The 19,413-nt window shown below is 62.1% G+C and carries 18 protein-coding genes; 5 read left to right on the forward strand and 13 right to left on the reverse strand.

Annotated features, from left to right (window positions below; all coding sequences use genetic code 11):
* Nucleotides 1-118: 118 nt before the first annotated feature.
* On the forward strand, nt 119-1,738 hold the full coding sequence (locus OE747_RS16910) for an adenylate/guanylate cyclase domain-containing protein (protein ID WP_263829840.1): 1,620 nt from the start codon (nt 119-121) through the stop codon (nt 1,736-1,738).
* Nucleotides 1,739-2,003: 265 nt separating this feature from the next.
* Here OE747_RS16910 and OE747_RS16915 read toward each other — a convergent pair whose 3' ends face one another.
* The 10 genes from OE747_RS16915 to guaA form a co-directional block, all read right to left on the reverse strand.
* The gene (locus OE747_RS16915) at nt 2,004-2,747 is read right to left on the reverse strand and encodes an FkbM family methyltransferase (protein ID WP_263829730.1); all 744 of its coding nucleotides are present in this window, start codon (nt 2,745-2,747) and stop codon (nt 2,004-2,006) included.
* 66 nt (nt 2,748-2,813) lie between these two features.
* Nucleotides 2,814-3,425, reverse strand: a complete 612-nt coding sequence (locus tag OE747_RS16920; RefSeq protein WP_263829731.1) for a TetR/AcrR family transcriptional regulator — start codon at nt 3,423-3,425, stop codon at nt 2,814-2,816.
* Nucleotides 3,418-4,287: a polyphosphate kinase 2 gene (ppk2, locus tag OE747_RS16925; RefSeq protein ID WP_263829732.1), complete on the reverse strand. Its 870-nt coding sequence runs from the start codon at nt 4,285-4,287 to the stop codon at nt 3,418-3,420. The genes OE747_RS16920 and ppk2 overlap by 8 nt, the downstream gene beginning before the upstream one ends.
* A gap of 54 nt (nt 4,288-4,341) precedes the next feature.
* The gene (locus OE747_RS16930) at nt 4,342-5,289 is read right to left on the reverse strand and encodes an alpha/beta fold hydrolase (RefSeq protein WP_263829733.1); all 948 of its coding nucleotides are present in this window, start codon (nt 5,287-5,289) and stop codon (nt 4,342-4,344) included.
* 6 nt (nt 5,290-5,295) lie between these two features.
* The gene (gene metA / locus OE747_RS16935) at nt 5,296-6,234 is read right to left on the reverse strand and encodes a homoserine O-acetyltransferase MetA (RefSeq protein WP_263829734.1); all 939 of its coding nucleotides are present in this window, start codon (nt 6,232-6,234) and stop codon (nt 5,296-5,298) included.
* Between the two features lie 34 nt (nt 6,235-6,268).
* Nucleotides 6,269-7,141 (reverse strand): ATPase, encoded by an 873-nt coding sequence (locus OE747_RS16940; RefSeq protein WP_263829735.1) that lies wholly within the window; start codon nt 7,139-7,141, stop codon nt 6,269-6,271.
* A gap of 53 nt (nt 7,142-7,194) precedes the next feature.
* Entirely contained in the window at nt 7,195-8,091 is an 897-nt protein-coding gene (locus OE747_RS16945; protein WP_263829736.1) for a DMT family transporter, read from the reverse strand.
* A gap of 53 nt (nt 8,092-8,144) precedes the next feature.
* A complete protein-coding gene (locus OE747_RS16950) occupies nt 8,145-9,260 on the reverse strand; it encodes an OmpP1/FadL family transporter (protein WP_263829737.1) in 1,116 nt (371 codons plus the stop codon).
* Between the two features lie 137 nt (nt 9,261-9,397).
* On the reverse strand, nt 9,398-10,264 hold the full coding sequence (locus tag OE747_RS16955; RefSeq protein WP_263829738.1) for a DMT family transporter: 867 nt from the start codon (nt 10,262-10,264) through the stop codon (nt 9,398-9,400).
* A 496-nt stretch (nt 10,265-10,760) separates the two neighbouring features.
* Nucleotides 10,761-12,320, reverse strand: coding sequence for a glutamine-hydrolyzing GMP synthase (guaA, locus tag OE747_RS16960; protein WP_263829739.1), 1,560 nt, complete (start codon nt 12,318-12,320; stop codon nt 10,761-10,763).
* A 175-nt stretch (nt 12,321-12,495) separates the two neighbouring features.
* Here guaA and OE747_RS16965 point away from each other — a divergent pair, with 175 nt between their 5' ends.
* On the forward strand, nt 12,496-14,037 hold the full coding sequence (locus OE747_RS16965; RefSeq protein WP_263829740.1) for a trimethylamine methyltransferase family protein: 1,542 nt from the start codon (nt 12,496-12,498) through the stop codon (nt 14,035-14,037).
* On the opposite strand, the gene OE747_RS16970 is transcribed toward OE747_RS16965, so the two are convergent.
* A complete protein-coding gene (locus OE747_RS16970; protein WP_263829741.1) occupies nt 14,038-14,337 on the reverse strand; it encodes a DUF6477 family protein in 300 nt (99 codons plus the stop codon).
* A gap of 247 nt (nt 14,338-14,584) precedes the next feature.
* Between OE747_RS16970 and OE747_RS16975 the strand changes: the two genes are divergently transcribed.
* Together OE747_RS16975 and OE747_RS16980 are read left to right on the forward strand one after the other, a co-directional pair.
* Complete coding sequence (locus OE747_RS16975; RefSeq protein ID WP_263829742.1) at nt 14,585-15,730, forward strand: DUF6456 domain-containing protein; 1,146 nt, start codon at nt 14,585-14,587, stop codon at nt 15,728-15,730.
* A gap of 59 nt (nt 15,731-15,789) precedes the next feature.
* Nucleotides 15,790-16,752 (forward strand): LysR substrate-binding domain-containing protein, encoded by a 963-nt coding sequence (locus tag OE747_RS16980; protein ID WP_263829743.1) that lies wholly within the window; start codon nt 15,790-15,792, stop codon nt 16,750-16,752.
* Nucleotides 16,753-16,786: 34 nt separating this feature from the next.
* On the opposite strand, the gene OE747_RS16985 is transcribed toward OE747_RS16980, so the two are convergent.
* Nucleotides 16,787-17,335, reverse strand: coding sequence for a peroxiredoxin (locus OE747_RS16985; RefSeq protein ID WP_263829744.1), 549 nt, complete (start codon nt 17,333-17,335; stop codon nt 16,787-16,789).
* A 197-nt stretch (nt 17,336-17,532) separates the two neighbouring features.
* Here OE747_RS16985 and lipA point away from each other — a divergent pair, with 197 nt between their 5' ends.
* Entirely contained in the window at nt 17,533-18,483 is a 951-nt protein-coding gene (lipA, locus tag OE747_RS16990) for a lipoyl synthase (protein ID WP_263829745.1), read from the forward strand.
* 36 nt (nt 18,484-18,519) lie between these two features.
* On the opposite strand, the gene OE747_RS16995 is transcribed toward lipA, so the two are convergent.
* On the reverse strand, nt 18,520-19,404 hold the full coding sequence (locus tag OE747_RS16995; RefSeq protein WP_263829746.1) for a c-type cytochrome: 885 nt from the start codon (nt 19,402-19,404) through the stop codon (nt 18,520-18,522).
* Nucleotides 19,405-19,413 lie beyond the last annotated feature (9 nt).

A 19,413-nucleotide genomic window follows, 5' to 3' on the forward strand; every position in this document is an offset into this window, starting at 1 on the left:
CGCCGCGTGGCAACTCGCTACGACAAAACCATGGAAAGCTTCCTGGGTTTCATCGACATTACCTCCATCCGGCTTTGACTCAGACATTTGTCAACATGACCTAGTGGAATTTGCAAGTGTGGTTGAAGCGGTAAAATGTGCATGGGAAATTCAGTCCAGCGTTGCCCGCTACAACTCGGCGTCCGAAGCTGGACGCGAGATTTTGTTTCGGATCGGCGTCAACGTTGGCGACGTGATTGCCAATGGCCAAGACCTGCTTGGCGATGGCGTGAATGTTGCAGCCCGGTTGGAAGCTATTGCTGATCCGGGCGGTATCATCGTCAGTAAGGCGGTGGCTGACTACGCCAAAGGCAAAACTGACTTCTATTTTCACCCGCTGGGTTCCAAGCGTCTTAAAAATATTGACCGTCCGGTGGAAGTTTACAGCGCTAAATCTGAAGCCCCTGCGCCGGAGAAAAGGCGCACTCCACTCTTGTCTGCTGCATTGGCTGTCATTCTGGCACTTTGCGCAGGTCTGTTTTTTTGGCTATCCCCTTTCGATTCCAAGCCTTCAGGTCCGCCGCGAATTGCCATCCTCGCTCTGGACGACCACAGCACCGGCGACGACAAAGGCTGGCTCAGCGACGGAATTGCGGAAGGTATCATTACGGAACTGGCCAGCTATCGTGAATTTCTCGTACTGGCACGAAACTCAAGCTTTAGCTTCCGAGACAAGCCTACCGATATTACCGAAATAGCAAAGCAATTGAATGCGGATTACGTGGTCGAGGGCAGTCAGCAGAAATCTAAGGACAGGCTCAGGGTGACCGTCCAATTGATCAATGGCCATGACGGTTCGCACATATGGGCGGACGAGTTCGACGCTACCATCGACGAGTTATTCGAAGTCCAATCGCGGATTGTGCGAAGCATTGCTACGCAGATCGGCAGCGAATTGACCTCGAAACCGCCACCAAGCGGAGGAAGACCAAAGGTAGATGCCCTGCACTGGTACCTGACGGGTGTGAATGAGTTCCAAAAAAGAACTCCGGAAGCGAGGCAGGCAGCCGCAAAACTGTTCGAACAGTCCATTGAGGCAGATCCCAATGCACCCTTCGGATACGCTGGAATGGCAACCTTAATTTATTTCGATTTGCTTCAGGGATGGGTCTATCCCGATGTACCTCGCAATGAGCTTATTCGACGAGGCATTGAATTCGCAGAGAAGGCCCTTGATGCGGATCCTACATTTTATGAGTCGCATATTGCGCGTGGCGATCTTCATCTTGCCGTGGGTGAACACGAAGACGCAGTGAAAAGATATCAAATGGCGCTTGAATTGAACCCAAGCAGCAGTGAGGCGATGGCCGTCTCAAATGATCCCTTGCTGTACCTCGGTCGTGGCGATGAAGCTGTTGCCTTGATGGAGCGGGCGATTGACATCAATCCAATAACTCCCGGCTGGTATTTTAATGAGCTTTCCCGCGCTTATTGGGCAGTTGGGCGCTGTGACGAAGGACTTGCAGCGATCAAGCGTAGACCGACGCTCCGGGCATGGGACTACAGGGCAATGATTGTCAACCTTACATGCCTCGGCGAAATAGACGAAGCAAAAAAAGCGGCCGCCAAGCTTCTGGAGCTCGATCCCGACTTTACGATCAGCGGACACGGCAACCAAATTCGCGAGACGGTAAATAACCCGGAGTTCCTTGAGCGTTGGTTAAACGGCCTCCGGGCAGCCGGATTACCAGAGAACTGAACCAGCTAGAATTTGACCAATTTTGTCATCTTGGCATCCTGACGGATTTTGAGCGGCGGCTAAGTCCCGCAAAGCTGTTTCTGATGACCGACGTAGCGCATGACCACTCCCCGCCGACCGCCAATTGCGCCTGTTTGCAGCCGCCCGAGGGTGATTGCGCCCCGGCAGAGGTGCTGACGACGCACGAAATGCGACGCTTTTCCAAAAAACAGCAGGATCGCGCGCGAGCCTGCGTCCCTTCGGTCTTACCTGGAAAAGGCAGGTCTCACCCTTCGCGCAGGTACCAGTCGTCAAATCGTGAAACGTCCTCCAGCACCCGGCGATACCCTTTCGAGGTCAGCAAGGCATGGATGTCCTCCCGCTGGGGGGCGTGGTTGTGTTCCACCGTCATCACCCCAAAGGTCCAGCGGTCGAAGTCGAAGGCGTTCAGGATGTCGAACTCGCTGCCCTCGGTGTCGATCGAGATATAGTCGATATGCGCGGGGGCCTTGTGGGTTTCCAGCAGGTCGACCAGCGAGATGGTCTCGACCTTGTAATTCTGGCCCCGCAACCGGCGTGACGATTTGACGAAGGTCGAGATGCCCGAATTCTCTCCGCGCGGTGCCTCGGTGAAGGCGAGCGTCTCGCCCGTGGTGTGCCAGACACAGCGGGTTTCAATTGTACATTTCCGGTTGGCCTTGAGCGCATCGTGCCAGCCACGGGCCGGTTCGGCGAGGATGCCGGTCCAGCCGAAATGGGTTTCCATCAGATAGCTGTTGTTCAGCTCGATGCCGTCTGTTGCGCCAAATTCGACAAAGAACCCGCCGGTCTTGAACCCGCATTGCGTCAGGGCAAACAGGTCCTGGCGAAGCTGCGATCTGGAGTCCTTCAGCAGGTCGATGCAGCGGCTTCTGTCGTCCGGAGCGGTTGCCTTGAGGAACTCCAGATCGAACCACGACTTTTCGCGCTGTTGCAGTTGCTTCAGACGATCGCGGCGGACAAGGGTTGTGTTCGAGATCAAGTGGCTCACGGGGACGTTACTCCGAAGTTACCGCTTCTGGGTACCGATCCCGTCAGGGTCACGCAAGAGACATTGTCAGTCGGGCTCGATCAGTCCCAATCCACGCAGATAGATCCCGACCCCTGTTTCCAGCAGATCCTCGGGCGGAAAAGGTGAGGCGGTACCTGTGTTTCGGGCATAAAGTTCAACCACCCCGTGGCTCATGGCCCAGATATGGGCGGACACCATTGACGCAGGCGGTCTGCGGTTGGTCGGGATATGCTGGCTGAGGTCGGATGCCGCCTGTTCCAGAACCGCCTTTGCCCGGTTCGCAGCGGCGGCCAGGTCCGGATCGCGATTTAGCGATACGCCGCTTTCGAACATCGCGATATAGTGGCCCGGATGTTTGCGGGCAAAGGCGAGATAGGCCCGGCCCGTCGCCTCGAACGCGGCCAGGGCCGAAGGCTGGCCCTTGTCATAAGCGTATTGCATCAGGTCGGCGAACATCTCGAACCCTTGGCGCGCGGCCTCGGCGATGAGGTCCTCGCGCCCGTCAAAATGACGATAGACGGCGGCCGGGGTTACACCGGCTGTCTTGGCCGCCTCGGACAGGGTAAAACCGGTCGGTCCCTTTTCCCGGATGAGTTCCAGCGCCGCGTCGATCAGGGCCTGTCGCAGGTTGCCGTGATGGTATCCCTGTTTACGCATCCCAGATTTCCGGGCCTCCGCAGATCTTGCTGTCGGGCTTGCCTATCGCCTTGTCATCCTTGTCGTCATAGTCGATGGTCGACAACACGGTCTGTATCGCCGCCATGCGCGCGCGTTTCTTGTCGTCAGAGCGGATAATCGTCCAAGGCGAGCGCTCGGAATGACTGCGGGTCAGGGTTTCTCCGATGGCTGAAGTGTAGTCGTCCCATTTGTCCAGCCCTTGCACATCCACCGGGCTCAGCTTCCACTGTTTCAGAGGGTCTTTCTCGCGGGCGAGGAAGCGGCGCAACTGTTCTGCCCGCCCGACGTTCAGCCAGAACTTGAACAGATGAATCCCGTCCTCCATCAGCGCATGCTCAAACGGCAGGGCTTGCCGAAAGAAGTGTTCGCGCGCCTCGGGCGTACACCAGCCAAACACATGTTCAACCACGCCCCGATTGTACCAGCTGCGGTCAAAGAAAACGATTTCACCGGCAGACGGCAGGTGCTGGATGTAGCGTTGAAAATACCACTGGGTGCGCTCCGCCTCGGTCGGTTTCGACAGGGCAACGACCCGTGCGCCGCGCGGGTTCAGGTTTTCGCGGAACCGCGAGATTGTACCCCCCTTGCCAGCGGCATCGCGGCCTTCGAAGACAATCGCGATGCGCGCGCCGGTTTCCTTGACCCAGGCCTGCATCTTGACCAGCTCGATTTGCAGATCGTCCATGGCCCGGTCGTAGGTCTTGGACGAGATCTCGTCATCGTAGGGATAGGTCGTGCTGAGAATATCGTCCTTGCCTGCATCCTTGATGGCCCGGCGGACTGCATCGGGGGCGCGGTCTTTGAAATAGCGCGAGATCTCACCGATAAATGTGTGTTTCATCCGCAGGCGTCCTTTGCCGGGGTTGTTCTTGTCCAATATGGAAGCTGCCGCGACCTAACGCAAACCCGCGCGTTGGGCTGCACGCAGCACAGCGGCAACAACGGCGTCCACGGCGACATGATGCGGCATATGACCGATACCGTCGAGAGCCGTCAGGTTTGCGCCTTTGATCTGGTTGGACAGGTTAACGGCGTGCAGTTCGAAGTTCACCGTGTCATCGGCAGTGCCGTGAACGATTTCGGTAGGGACGGCAATCTCGCCGTATCGTAGGTGCAGACCGCGGATTTCATCCAACAGAATGGCCCGGTGCCACGCATTCGCGCGCAGCGATCCCCGGCGCAGCGACAATCCCGGTCCAAAATGGTTGGCGTAGTCGTCAGGTTCGGCCTGCGGGGCAAAGACATCCTCCAGCGACCGGGTCACGTACCAATCCGGGACATAGGCGGTGATCATCGGCACGGCGATGGCCGCCCCAAAGGGATTGGAGGTGACCCGGTACAGCAGATCAAGGGGCGTGGTCCAGGGGTTGGACGCGGCCGACACCGGGATGAGCGCCGACAGGGCATCGGGGTGATTGACGGCCCAGGCCAGGGCCACCGCGCCGCCATAACTGTGACCCAGCACCATCGGTCGGTCCGATCCCAGCGCCTGTGCCGCACGGGCCAGGACGGCGGCCTGATGATCAATGCCCGCCGCGTCGTGGGGCAGGGCGTCCGAGTATCCCAAGCCCGGGCGGTCGAACAGGATGACCCGGAAGTGGTGCGCCAGAGCGGGGGCCAGCGCATAGGTCATGTCGCGGGTGCTTCCGTTCGATCCGTGGATCAGCACCAGATCGGGTCCTTCGCCCAGCACCTCGGCATGGATGCGCGTGCCGTCAACCTCGATGAATTGCCCGCGCCGCGGGTGCGAGGCCTCGGCGCGGTCTTCGTGACGGGCGGCACGCCACAGGGTCAGGGCCCAGAACCCACCGGCAATCAGCGCCAGGACGAGGATCAGGCGCATCTTGGCTCACCCCCTCAGATCTGTCGATTCCAGGCCGATCCTGTCAAGGTCGTATGGTGTCGTTTCATAGATCTCGCTGATCCAGTTGCCATAGAGCAGATGCGCGTGACTGCGCCAGCGGTTCAGCGGTTTGCGGGACGGATCGTCGTCGGGGTAGTAGTTCAGTGGCACATTGATAGCGGTTCCGCCGGCCACGTCGCGATCATATTCCTGCTTCAGCGTGTCGCTGTCATACTCGAAATGATTGAAGATATAGATCGCCCGATGGCCCGGATCCTCGATCAGGCATGGACCCACCTCGTCGCTGCCAAGAAGCGTCTTCAGGCCGGGAATCGCATCTATCTCGGCCTGTTTCATCTCGGTCCAGCGACTGACGGGAATGACGAAATCGTCTGAGAAGCCGCGCAGATAGGGCGAGGCGGGCGCAAGGTTCTTGTGCCGGAAACAGCCAAACGCCTTGTGGTCGAGTATGTGTTTCCTGACGCCATGGAAATGGTTGATCATCGCCATGCCGCCCCAGCAGACGCCAAAGGTCGAATGCACGTTGGTTTGCGTCCAGTCAAACACCTCGCGCATTTCATCCCAATAGGTGACATCGCCGAATTCGAGATGCTCGATGGGCGCGCCGGTGATGATCAGCCCGTCGAACTTCTCGGCCTTTACTTCCTGAAAGGGACGATAGAATTCTTCCATGTGCTCGGCGGCAGTGTTCTTGGTCTGATGTTCGGTCATCCGGATCAGGCTCAGTTCGATCTGAAGCGGCGTGGCGCCGATCAGACGGGCGAACTGGTTCTCGGTCTGGATTTTTTTCGGCATCAGGTTCAACAACCCGATCCGTAGGGGGCGGATGTCCTGCCGCGCGGCCTGATCCTCGGACATGACCATGACGCCCTCGCGGCTGAGAACGTCATAGGCGGGCAGATGTGCGGGGATCTTGATGGGCATTTGGGGGCTGTCTTTGTGATCGGGAAAGGGAAAGCTAGGTCTGTGCCGCGCGCACCTCAAGGGCGCTGGCGATCAAATCATCGAAATCGGCGGCATTGCGGACCGCGCCGATCTGGTCTGCGGTCACGGTGATCCCCCATTTCTCGGCCATCGCGGCATAGCGCGGCTGGCGGTGCGCCAGCGCCTGGGCATAGGTCCAGCGCAGAAAGGCGGGCGGGTCGACACGGTCGGGCGACAGATCGTTGAGCGACAGGTACTTGTCCCAGACACGGGTCAGGAACTCGGGCTGGTAGGCCATTGGCTTGGGGTCGCGATCGAACCGGCGGATCAGCTTTTCGGTATGCGCCTCGTCGCCCTTGATCCAGATCATCAGCGTGTGCTGGCTGAGGTTCCTCAGGATCGGATCCTCGGGATTATCGGCATCAACCCATTCGCAGATTGATCCGCCAGTGTCGCAGATAAAATGCGGATAGCCATAAAGCCGTTCGGCCCGGTCGATGAAATATTCAGTATCCAGAAGGGCATAGATCTCGGCATGGCGGAACTGATCCTGCCGCCGTCGGTACTCGGCTATGTCGAGGCCGCCCAGTGCCGGGTCGCCCGGCGTGCCCAGATAAGAGGCCACCGGCTTGAGGTTCTCGAAGCTGATATTCGAGCCGATATAGATCGAATCCGTCATCAGAAGATCGCGCAGAAACGGCACCTTCATCGCCTCGGCCTTGGCATTGTCGGCGATGAACTCGCCCATGTAGCGGGTGCCGATGCGATAGTCGATCGAGTAATGGAACCAGTTTCCGGCATCCCGCAGAATATTCGAGACATAGGTCTTGCCCAGTCCCGACATGCCAAAAAACAGCACCTTCTTGCGCGCCGCATCGCGCCATTCCTGAGCCGAGCCGTAGATCATTCTGCACCGCTATCCCTTGTCAGGGCCGTTGTTAATGGGCCTCACGCCCATGGTCAATCGCGGCGGCGCGGGCGGTTGAGAACAATCAGCCCCAGCGCAAGCAGGGCAAAACCCGCATAGGTGTTGGCCGACAGCGCCTCATGCCGCACCAAGGCCCCAAGGATGATGGCCACCGGCGGGATAACCAGCGTCACCAGCATCAGGTTCGATGCCCCCGCCATCGCCAGGACGCGGTAATACAACATATAGGCACCGGCGGTGGCGACCAGCGAATAATACCCGACCGCGGCCCAGGTGCGCGGTTGCAGGTCGAATTGCGGTGGACCATCGACCAGCAGGGTCAGCGGAAGCAGCAGCAGGGTCGAGCCGGTCAACATGCCCGCAGCCGCCAGCTGCGGTGGCAGATGGCCAAGCCGCAGCCGCGCCCAGGCGCTCGCCAGCGCATAGGACAGTGTCCCGGCCAAAACCGCCAGTTGCGCGGTCGAGCGCAGGCTGAACTGGGCCAGATGCCCAAGGCCGATGGTTGTCGCGACGCCAAGAAACCCAAGCGTGACACCCGCGAGCCGCCGTTTGGTCAACCGCTCGTCGGAAAAGACCAGCGTGGCGACCAGAACCCCGAAAATGGCCGTTGTCCCGTTCAGGATCGAGGTCAGCCCGCTTTCGATATGCTGTTGTGCCCAGGCCATCAGGACAAAGGGCACAACGTTGTTGAGCGCACCCATCACCAGAAAAGCCGCCCAGATCCGGGGATCGCGCGGCAGCGGAATGCGACCGATCAACACCACCACCCACAACAGCAGAGCCGCCCAGAATGTCCGATGCAGCACGGTGGTCAGCACCGGCAATTCATCCAGCGCGATGCGGATGGACAGAAAAGAGGCGCCCCAAATGAGGCCGAGCAGCAACAGCTCGGCCCAGGCGCGCGCGGAAAGGGTCTTCTGATCACTCATACGTCCTTGTGCCCGACCTCGTACCCAGGCGCGACCCGTTTCCTGCGCCTTGCTCAGTTCAGCGCATAGGTGATCTGGAACCCGACGCTCCAGGCGCTGTTGCCGGTGAAGCGGGCACCGTTGTTGGTGGTGGCATCGCCCAGATCGGTATAGCGCACGCCGCCCGAGATCTTGGCCTGCTCCAGCGAATAGGTGCCGCCCAGACCGATACTCCAGAACCCGTCGGTGGGGCCCAGGTCGGAGAGGCTGTCGCCTGAGCGCCGTTCGTATCCCAGCGTCACCGCGCCCGAGAAGGCCTCGGAGAACTTGCGCCCAAGGCCCAGCGAATAAGTCACCGTATCGCTGTCGTAATCGACCAGGTTGCTCAGCGGCGGATAGTTGGGCGGGTTGTAGACCAGCGCGGTCCAGTCGACCCAGCGCACGCTGCCGAACAGCAGCGTGTCGGCGGCGATGCCGGTCTGGAAATCCAGATTCACAGATTGTGGCGTGCTGATCGTGCTGGATGAGGGCAGGGTGGCCACGAAGCCCGGCGGCGCAGGCGGCGGCGGGTTCAGGCTCTCGCTTTGTTCCAGGGTATGGTCGATGGCCGAATTGTAGGTCAACGCCACCCGTGCGGCGATGTCGGGCCGCTCCCATGCGACGCCTACCACATAGCCGAAATCGACCGGGCTGTCGGTGGTTACACTGTATCCGGCGGCGGCTGGCACGGTGACGCTGGCCTCGGCCCGCTGGGCGCGCAGGCCGCCGATCACGCTCAGCCCCCGGTCAAAGCGATAGCGGAACAGGGCGGTCAGCGCGTCGGTATCGGCCTTGGCCCTCAGCACGTCACGGCGCCCGCCCGGCACCGGGTTTTGCGACAGCGGATAGGCCGCGTCATAGGTGATGTCGGCGCCAAAGGGTTGGTCATAGATCAGCGCGAAATCCAGCCGGTCGGTGAGCGCTTTCTTGTAGGCGAAATGCGGGGTGACAAAACTGTTGGCCACATTGCCCGAAGGCACGCCCCCCAGGCTGCCGCTGACGCGGGGATCGGTCCAGCCGAGGCGAAACTGGATCACATCGCCGTCCTCGAACAGGATGTTGACGCCCTGGCCTGACCGGTCAAGGCCGCCCGCCTGTGCCGCCACCGTCAGGGCGCACAAAGCCAGCGCACTCGAAAGCGCGTATCTCATTGATCTCTCCCAGATATCTCCGTCCCGCGCAGGTGAGGGGCTGCGGGGATCTCCCGTTACTCTGAGATCAAGTTATGAAGGTGTACTGATCGGTCAACTCTTAACCAAGGGTCAGCTCGCGCGGGATTGAGCGGGCGTTACCGCGCCGTGTTGCGGGTCTCGGCAAGGATATTGAGGTAGTTGCCGCCAAAGATCACCGCTGCGCCGACCAGAACCCAGATATCGAGCGGTTCGCCATAAAGCAGCATGCCGACAACCGCGATCGTGGGCAGGCGGGCAAAGTCGATGGGCACGACCACGGTGGCGGGCGCAATGGCCAGCGCGTTGGTGATGCAGAAATGCGCCAACAGCCCGGCAAGCCCTACCAGCACAAGAAACGGCGCGGTGCCAAGCGTTGGCAGTGCGATCTGACCGTCATAGCCCGAGGCCACCATGCCTAGAACGGATTGCATCACCGTGAGCCAGAACATGATGCAGCCGATGCTGGCGATCCGGGTGAGCTTCTTCGTGGAAATCGTTGTCAGGGCGAAGAAAAAGGCCGACATTGCCGCCGTCAGGATGCCGATGTTCAGGCTGCTGGCACCGGGTCGGGCGACGATCAGGATGCCGATGAAGCCGATCACCGCCGCGGCCACGCGCACCCGTGTCATCCGCTCGCCCAACAGGAGGGGTGACAGAAGGATGACCCAAAGCGGCTGGGTGAATTCCAGCGCAAAAACCTGCGCCAGCGGGATCACGGTGACGGCAAAGAACCACAGGTTCTGACCGGTGAAGTGCACCGTGTTGCGCAGCGCATGCAGGCCCAGGGCGCGGGTGCTGACCTGATGCCATTTACCGGTGAAGGTCAGGGCCAGAGAGACCACCAGCACGCCTACAAAACTGCGGTACATCATGATTTCGAACGTGTCGTGCACGGCGCTCAGTTCACGCCCGGCCACCGCCATGGCCGAGAAGGAGGCGATGGCGCCGGTCATCCAGAGCGCGGCTTTCGAGGTGTTGTTCATGAAATCTCCGTCACTCTGGCGCCGCCATCAAGACCGCCGACGGCGGGAGCGTCAAGCCGGGAATTGACCGTTTTGTACGTGATCCGAGAGGCGAATGTTCCGTTTTGTACAAGGGCGAACGCGGGGCAGAGACGGGTGCTGCTAACGAACTCGAAAGGTTTTGGATCTAACTTGATCGTGAATTGGTCTTGGATGTGCAGGCGGGCGAAGGTCGGGTTTCGCCTGATAGGCTTGGTTCGGCAGGGCCGGGGTCCGATGGGTTAGGTCTGGTGGGGCGGTCGGCCCGGGTCTGGTCGCGTGTATCGGGTCCAGCTCTGGGGATTGGGCCGGGTCGGGCGCCGGGGTTCCTTGGGCACGAGAGGCAGGTATGAGCGCGCAGGACAGACACCTGAATGGCGCGTCACCGTCCGCGACCATAGTCGGACAATACAGCATGGCCGAGTGGTGTGATCCCACTCGGCGGTCAGGGTCCGTCACGCCCAGGCGTCGGAGCAGATCATTCCCACTCGATTGTGCCCGGGGGTTTCGAGGTGATGTCATAGGTGCAGCGGTTGATGCCCTTGACCTCGTTGATGATCCGGGTCGCGGTTTCACCCAGGAACTCGTGGGTGAACGGGTAATAATCGGCGGTCATGCCGTCTACCGAGGTCACCGCGCGCAGCGCGCAGGCGTAATCATAGGTGCGCCCGTCGCCCATGACGCCGACGGTACGGACGGGGAGAATGGCGACGAAAGCCTGCCAGATCTCGTCATAGAGTCCATGTTTGCGGATCTGGTCGATATAGATCGCATCGGCCTCGCGCAGGATTTCGAGCTTTTCGCGGGTGATCTCGCCGGGGCAGCGGATCGCTAGGCCCGGTCCGGGGAAGGGGTGGCGGCCGATGAAGCTTTGCGGCAGGCCCAGTTCGCGACCCAGCGCGCGGACCTCGTCCTTGAAAAGCTCGCGCAGTGGCTCGACCAGTTTCAGGCCCATCTTTTCCGGCAGGCCGCCCACATTGTGGTGCGATTTGATGGTGACCGAGGGGCCGCCCGAGAAGGAAACCGATTCGATCACGTCGGGGTAGAGCGTGCCCTGGGCCAGGAACTCGGCGCCCTCGATGGTGTCGGCATGTTTCTGGAACACGTCGATGAAGAGCTTGCCGATGATCTTGCGCTTGGTCTCGGGGTCGGACTGGCCGTCAAGCTCGCCCAGGAACAGGTCGGATTCGTCGGCATGGATGAGCTGGATGTTGTAATTGTCGCGGAACATGCCGACGACTTCGGTCGCCTCGTTCTTGCGCAACAGCCCGTGATCGACAAAGACGCAGGTGAGCTGGTCGCCGATCGCCTCGTGAATGAGGATCGCGGCGACGGAGCTGTCGACGCCGCCCGAGAGGCCGCAGATGACCTTCTTGTCGCCGACTTGCTCGCGGATCTTGCGGATCATCTCTTCGCGATAGGCGCCCATGGTCCAGTCGCCCTTGAACCCCGCCAGACGCACGAAATTCTCGTAGAGCTTTGCACCATTGGGGGTGTGGTGCACCTCGGGGTGGAACTGCACCGCATAGAAATGCCGGCTGGTATCGGCGGTGATGGCAAAGGGCGCGCCGGGAGAAGTGCCGAAGACCTCGAAACCGGGGGCGATTTCGGCCACGTGGTCACCATGGCTCATCCAGACCTGTTCGCGGCCGTCCGTGAACCAGCCGTCGAGAATGTCGAGCTTGCCCTTGGGCGTCACATAGGCGCGGCCGAATTCAGCGGTGCCGTGGCCGGATTCGACGCGGCCGCCGAGCTGGGTCATCATCGTCTGTTGGCCATAGCAGATCCCCAGGATCGGCACGCCATAGTCGAAGATTTCCTGCGGCGCGCGCGGGGAGCCTTCGCGCGTGACGCTGTCGGGCCCGCCCGAGAAGATCACGGCCCGTGGCGCCATTGCGCGCACGAAGTCCATCGTGACGTTCTGATAGGGGTGGATTTCGCAATAGACGTTCAACTCGCGCAGGCGGCGGGCGATCAGCTGCGTTACCTGGCTGCCGAAGTCGATGATCAGGAGGCGGTCATGGGATGTCTGGCTCATGTCAGGCTCTTAGGCCGCGCATGGGGGTTAGGCAAGGGGCGAGATGGGGTCATCCTGTCGCCTTTGTGCGCGAAACATGTCGCTTTTCCCCCGATAGCGCCGCAATCCACATTCGGGCTGCGCGCAGTCCTGATAAAAGGCGTGCAACGCAAACCAATCAGCCAGGGGATCAACCATGGAAGAGGTCAAAACTCGGCGCGCTCGCGGGGGCGGCGGTGCGGCCCGGCGGGCCGAACGCACTGCGGTGAACATCGAAACCGCCAAGTATATCGAACGCAATATCCCCAACTTCGAAGTTCTGAACGAAGAAGCGCTGGAGATCATCGAGGCGAATGCCGAGACCATCCTGGCGGAGATCGGTGTAAACTTCGTCAATAACCCGGCGGCGCTGGAGCGCTGGCGGGCGGCGGGCGCCGAGATCGAGGACGAGCGGGTGCGAATCCCGCGCGGGCTGGCCCGCAAGCTGTGTTCCACCGCGCCGAGCCAGTTCACCCAGCATGCGCGCAACCCCGAGAAATCGGTGGTCATTGGCGGGCGCAACATGGTTCTGGCACCGGTCTATGGCCCGCCCTTCGTGCGCGATGCCCAGGGTGGCCGCCGCTATGCCACCATGGCCGATTTCGAGAAATTCGTGAAGCTGGCCTATATGTCGAAATGGCTGCACCATTCCGGCGGCACGGTCTGTGAACCGACCGACATTCCGGTGAACAAGCGTCACCTGGACATGCTGATGGCGCATATGACGCTCAGCGACAAGCCCTTCATGGGCTCGGTCACGGCACCCGAGCGGGCGCAGGATTCGGTCGAGATGTGCGGCATCCTGTTTGGCAAGGAGTTCGTGCGCGACAACACGGTGATGACCTCGCTGGTCAACATCAACTCGCCCATGACCTTCGACGACATCATGATGGGCGCGCTCGAGGTCTATGCGGCCAACAACCAGGCCGCGATCATCTCGCCGTTCATCGTGGGTGGCGCGATGGCGCCGGTGTCGGTGGCGGGCACGCTGACGCAGGTTCTGGCCGAGGTTCTGGCCGGTGTCGCCTATAGCCAGCTGGTGCGCCTGGGCGCGCCTGTGATCTTTGGCGCGTTTGTGTCGTCGATCGACATGAACTCGGGCGCGCCGACATTCGGCACGCCAGAGGCGTCGCTGATCACCTATGGTGCGGGACAGCTGGCGCGGCGGCTGAACCTGCCGTACCGCTCGGCAGGGTCGTTCTGCGGTTCGAAACTGCCGGATGCGCAGGCGGCCTATGAGACCGCGAATTCGCTGAACATGGGGCTGCTTGCGGGCGTGAACTTCATGCTGCACGCCTGTGGCTGGCTCGAAGGCGGGCTGGTCGCGGATTTCGAGAAGTTCGTGATGGATGCCGATCAGCTGGGCGTGCTGCACGGGCTGGCCAAGGGGGTCGCCGTGGATACCAACGCGCAGGCGATGGACGCGATCCGCGAAGTTGGGCCGGGTGGCCATTACCTGGGCTGCGCCCATACCCAGGCCAACTTCAAATCCGCCTTCTGGAAGACCGATTTGCTGGATTACAAGCCGTTCGAAACCTGGGAAGAAGAGGGCGCGCGCGATACCTATGCGCTGGCCTCGAACCGGGTCGAAAAGCTGCTGGCGACGTATCGCCAGCCGGAGATGGACCCGGATATCGCCGGGGCGCTGGCGGCCTATGTGGCCGAGAAGAAGGCCTCGATGCCGGACTCGTTCATGTAATCAGACAAGGTGCGAGGCGCGGTTTGCCTGGAGCAGCTCCGCCTCGCCCATCATCGCGATCAGAAGATCCACGTGGCGGGGCAGCGAGTACCCGGCATCGTCGGTGCAACGCTGCTCTTCCAGGTCGCGTTCCAGTTCGATTAGGCGCAGCAGCGCGGCGGCGGGACGCGGCAGGCTGCCATATCCCAGAATTCTTTGTAGATGGCTGTCGCGATTGTAGGTCGACTGCCCATGACGCGCCGCGCGGATCAACAATCGCGGCCGGCTTAATGTCGTCAACATGGTCAACAGATCTTGCATGGCGGAACCTCTCAGGCGTTTGAATTCGTTTCCGCCTTCTTTTTGGCACAACCAGGAAGGGTGTTGCACGGGTTGGTTTTCCACCGAACGGTGAGATCATGACTGTTTAGACTTTCGAAACAATCATGGGGGCTGCAGCGCGTTTCTTAACCAACAGGTAACGAAAACAACCATAGGGTGTGTTAATAACTTGGGGGATTAACGCTGTATAAGAAGGTCAGCTCTATTGTCATTGAGGACGGAAACAATGGTGAACCGATTGGTAGCCCGGGTTCCGGAGTGGGTTCCGGAGAATGCGCAACGCTACCTTGCGCATACCGAGGCCGGCTTTTCGATTCGCGATCTCGCGCGGGGGGCCGGGTGCCATGCATCGACGGTGTTGCGTCAGATCCGCAAGGTCGAGCTGCGCCGGGACGACCCACTGGTCGACGCGGCCCTGCAAGCCCTGGCCGCGTCGCATTTTCCGCCCCTGCGGTCAAGAACGGACGCTGACCCTGCCAGTGGAACCCAACCAGAGGATCATGCCCCGATGCCTTCCTTGGCCTTGCCGTCCAAAGACACTCCGAACGATACCACCTTTGACCAGGAGGCGATCCGGACCCTGCGCCGCATGTGCGAGAGCGGGGCGGTGCTCGCCGTGGCCGAAGACATGGACAAGGCCGTCGTGGTGCGCGATGACGGGCAGGGGGGCAGCACCCGGACGGCAGTGGTGGATTGCACGATTGCACAGGCGCTGGCGCTGAAGGACTGGATCGCCTGTGACCAGCCGGGCCGGATCAGCCGCTACTACGTTACCTCTGCCGGGCGCGCGGCGCTGGGGCAGTTGCTGGCCGAGGCCGAGAACCGGGCGCGGGTGCAGAAGGACGGTTTTGCAGAAGCGCAAAGCGCATTCACCGGCCCGGCGCGGGCAACGGCAACGGATGACGAGACGGCCGAGCGGCCTCGGCGGATGCGCTATAGTGCGGTGGAAAGTCCCCTGATCGCTCTGGCCCGGCGCAAGGACCGCGATGGCAGCCCGTTTCTGAGCGACACGCTGGTACGGGCGGGTGAGCGGCTGCGCGAGGATTTCGAACTGGCGCAGATGGGGCCGAATGTCACCCAGGACTGGGGGCGGTTTCTGACCGGCGGTGTGCGCGCGGAATATTCGCCGGATCGCCGGGGCGGGCATGGGCCCGAGGCCGCGCGCGACCGGGTGGCCCGGGCGCTGGCGGAACTGGGGCCGGGGCTGAGCGATGTGGCGCTGCGGTGCTGCTGTTATCTCGAAGGGCTGGAGCTCGCGGAGAAGCGCATGGGCTGGTCGGCACGCTCGGGTAAGATCGTGTTGCGGATCGCGTTGCAGCGCCTGCGCCGCCATTACGAAGAGCAGCACGAGAACGACCGGTATATCGGCTGAACCTGGGGTCGTGCGGCCCGGTGTTGTGAAATCCCCGGCGCGATGCCACATAGGAGGCCATGAATTTTACCCTTCGCCAGCTGCGCTACTTCATCGCCCTTGCCGAACAGCGCAATTTTGGCCGCGCGGCCGAGGTCTGCCACGTGTCGCAGCCGGCCCTGTCGGTGCAGATCCGGGCGCTGGAGGACTGTGTCGGCGGTCGCCTGGTGGAGCGTCGCGCCCGCGATGTGGTGCTGACGCCATTTGGCCGCACCGTGCTGCCACTGGTGCAGCAGGTGCTGGCCGATGCCGAAAGGCTGGACCGGTTTGCCCAGGCGCAGGCGGGAGAGGGGACCTTGTCGCTTGGGCTTATCCCGACGATGGCCCCCTATCTGCTGCCGGGGGTTCTGGCCGAGCTCAGGGCGCGGAACCTGTCACTGAAAATCCACGTGCGCGAGGCGCGGACCGAGCAATTGCTGGCGGCGCTGAACAAGGGCGAGCTGGATGCCGCGGTGCTGGCCTTGCCGGTGGCGCAGGCCGGGTTAACGGCGGTCGAGCTTTTCGAGGACCGGTTTCTGCTGGCGGGGTCGGCGGCGCGGTTGGAGCGGTTGCAGCTGGAGACCGCGCGGGTGCGACCCACTGATCTGCAACCCGCGCAACTGATGTTGCTGGAGGACGGGCACTGTCTGACCGATCAGGCGCTGGAGGTCTGCGGCCATGACCGGAACGCGGCCGGGATCAACATGGGCGCCTCGTCGCTGGGGACGCTGTCGCGGCTGGTTGCTGCCGGGTTCGGAATGACTCTGATGCCGGAACTGGCCGCCCGGGCCGAGGCGGCGGCGGTGCCCGATCTGTGCCTGCACCGGTTTCCGACGCCGGAGCCACGCCGGATCGTCGGGCTGGCGCGGCGCATCTCGACCTATCGTGAAAGCTGGTTTGATGATCTGGTTGCGGTGATCCGGTCCGTCGGACAGGAGATTGTGACGGCCGAGCGCGGTGCGGAGGCGGGGCCCTCTGCCCGGGAGGATTCGCAGCGGGCCTGACGGCCCGCGCTGGTGGAACGGGGGGCGGCCTGAATCAGGCTGCGACCTCGGCATTTGCGGCGACCAGCCAGTTCAGCACGGTCTCGGGTGACGAGACGCCATAGGGGTCGTCGGGGCAGTTGTCCATCAGGCCGGGTTCTTCGAACCAGGCCTCGACCTTGCCGTCGTTGACGATGGCCGCATAGCGCCACGAGCGCATGCCGAAACCCAGATTGTCCTTGTCCACCAGCATGCCCATCTTGCGGGTAAACTCGCCCGAGCCGTCGGGGATCACGGTGACGTTCTTCAGCCCCTGCGCCTCGGCCCATTTGTTCATGACAAAGCTGTCATTCACCGACATGCAATAGATCGCGTCGATGCCCTGGGCCTGGAAATCGCCAAAGCCGTTTTCGAAGCCGGGCAGCTGATAGGTCGAGCAGGTGGGGGTGAAGGCGCCGGGCAGCGAGAACAGTACCACGCGCTTGCCCGCGAAATAGTCGGCGGTGGTCATGTCCTGCCAGCGATAGGGGTTCGGGCCGCCAACCGCCTCGTCCCGCACCCGGGTGCGGAAGGTGACATTGGGAAGGGATGCTCCTGTCTTCATCAGACGATCTCCTTGGAATTTCAATTGGTCGGGCGAGGGGTAGAGCGATTCCAGATCGGCTTCAACCGGGGAAATGCTGCATGTGCAGCATCGTGCCGCACGGCAAATGCATGGCGGCCATGCAGCAGTGGTCTTACCAGTGACGCCGCGTTATGTTAGAGGGTGCCGCAACCGTTTCAGCCAAGGGAAACCCGCCCGTGCGTGACCTGAAGATCCCCGAGCAGCGCCACCCCGAAAAGGCGCATCGCCCCGATCAGTCGCAACCCAAGAAACCGGACTGGATCCGGGTCAAGGCGCCGGGGGGCAAGGGCTATGCCGATACCCGCCGGATCATGCGCGACAACAATCTGGTCACCGTCTGTGAAGAGGCAGGTTGCCCCAATGTCGGCGAATGCTGGAGCCAGGGCCACGCCACCATGATGATCATGGGCGAGATCTGTACCCGCGGCTGTACCTTCTGCAACATCGCCACCGGGCGCCCGGATGCGCTGGACGCGTTCGAGCCGGGCCGGGTGGCGCATGCGGTGGAAAAGCTGGGCCTGAACCATGTGGTGATCACCAGCGTCGACCGCGACGACCTGGCCGATGGCGGGGCCGAGCATTTTGCCCAGACCATTCGCGCCATCCGGCATCGCAGCCCGTCGACCACGATCGAGATCCTGACGCCCGATTTCCTGAAATGCGCGCCCGAAGTGCTGGAGGTCGTGGTCGCGGCGAAACCGGATGTGTTCAACCACAACCTGGAGACCGTGCCGGGGCTGTACCCCGAGGTGCGCCCCGGCGCGCGCTATTTCCATTCGCTGCGCCTGCTGCAACGGGTCAAGGAACTGGACCCGTCGATCTTTACCAAATCCGGCATCATGGTCGGCCTGGGTGAGACCGAACAGCAGGTGCGCCAGGTGATGGACGACATGCGCGCCGCCGATATCGATTTCCTGACCATCGGCCAGTATCTGCAACCGACGCCGAAGCACCACCGGGTCGACCGTTTCGTTACGCCCGAGGAATTCGCGTCTTATGAGAAAGCCGCCTATGGCAAGGGTTTCCTGATGGTCTCGGCAACGCCGCTGACGCGCTCGTCCTACCATGCGGGCGACGATTTTGCGCGCCTGCGGGACGCAAGGCAGAAAAAGCTGGGCCTGGCCTGACATCCGATGCGCCAGTGCTGACCGGCGCGGGCCGGGTCAGTTTGCGGGCAATGCCTTGAGATAGGCGGCGATTGCGGCGCGATCCTCGGGCGGCAGTTGCGCGGTGTTCTGGATCACTTCGGCCATGGCGCCGCCGGCGCTGTCGAAATCGGGGGTAAACCCGGTTTCCAGGTAGTAGGCGATGTCCTCGGCGCTCCACTTGAGCGTCCCCGGCGTCAGGTCGGGAAAGCGGCCCTTGCTGCCCGGGATCGGACCGCCGGTCAGCCATTTGTCACGCTGCAACCCGCCCAGCGCGTCGCGCGGGGTGTGGCATTCGCCGCAATGGCCCAGCGCCTCGACCAGATAGCGCCCGCGCGTGACCTGCGCGTCGGCGGGGTCGGTCATCACCCAGCCTTTGCCCGTGTTGAGCTGTTTCCACAGCCCCAGGCCCCGCCGGATGTTGAAGGGGAAGCCCACGTCATGCGCGCGGCTTGGCGTGTCCGAGACAGGCAGGGTGATCAGATAGGCGTGCAGATCGGCGATATCGCCCAATTCCGCATTGGCATAAGAAACATAGGGAAAGGCGGGATAATAATGCTGACCCTCGGGCGAGGTGCCGTGTAGCATCGCGTTGGCCAGGTCCAGCACGCTCCAGCCGCCGATCCCGTGTTCGGGTGAGGGCGAGATATTGGGTGCGTAGAATGTACCGAAGGGGCTGGCAAAGCCCTCGCCCCCGGCCAGCACCAGTCGCGCTTCGCCCTCGGCCCCCGGCGCGGCATGGCAAGAGGCGCAACCGGCGGCGGCAAAGACCAGCGCGCCGCGTGTGGCGTCGCCGGTTGTGCCGTCCAGAGTGCCATGGGCCACCTGTTCGGGCCGGGTGAGCAGCCAGAAAACCGCAATGCCCGCGACCGCGAGAATGGCGCCGATCCGCAGAAGCCGCATCCGCCCCTC

Origin of the sequence: Ruegeria aquimaris (assembly GCF_025751555.1) — a bacterium.
Lineage (GTDB): Bacteria > Pseudomonadota > Alphaproteobacteria > Rhodobacterales > Rhodobacteraceae > Ruegeria_B > Ruegeria_B aquimaris.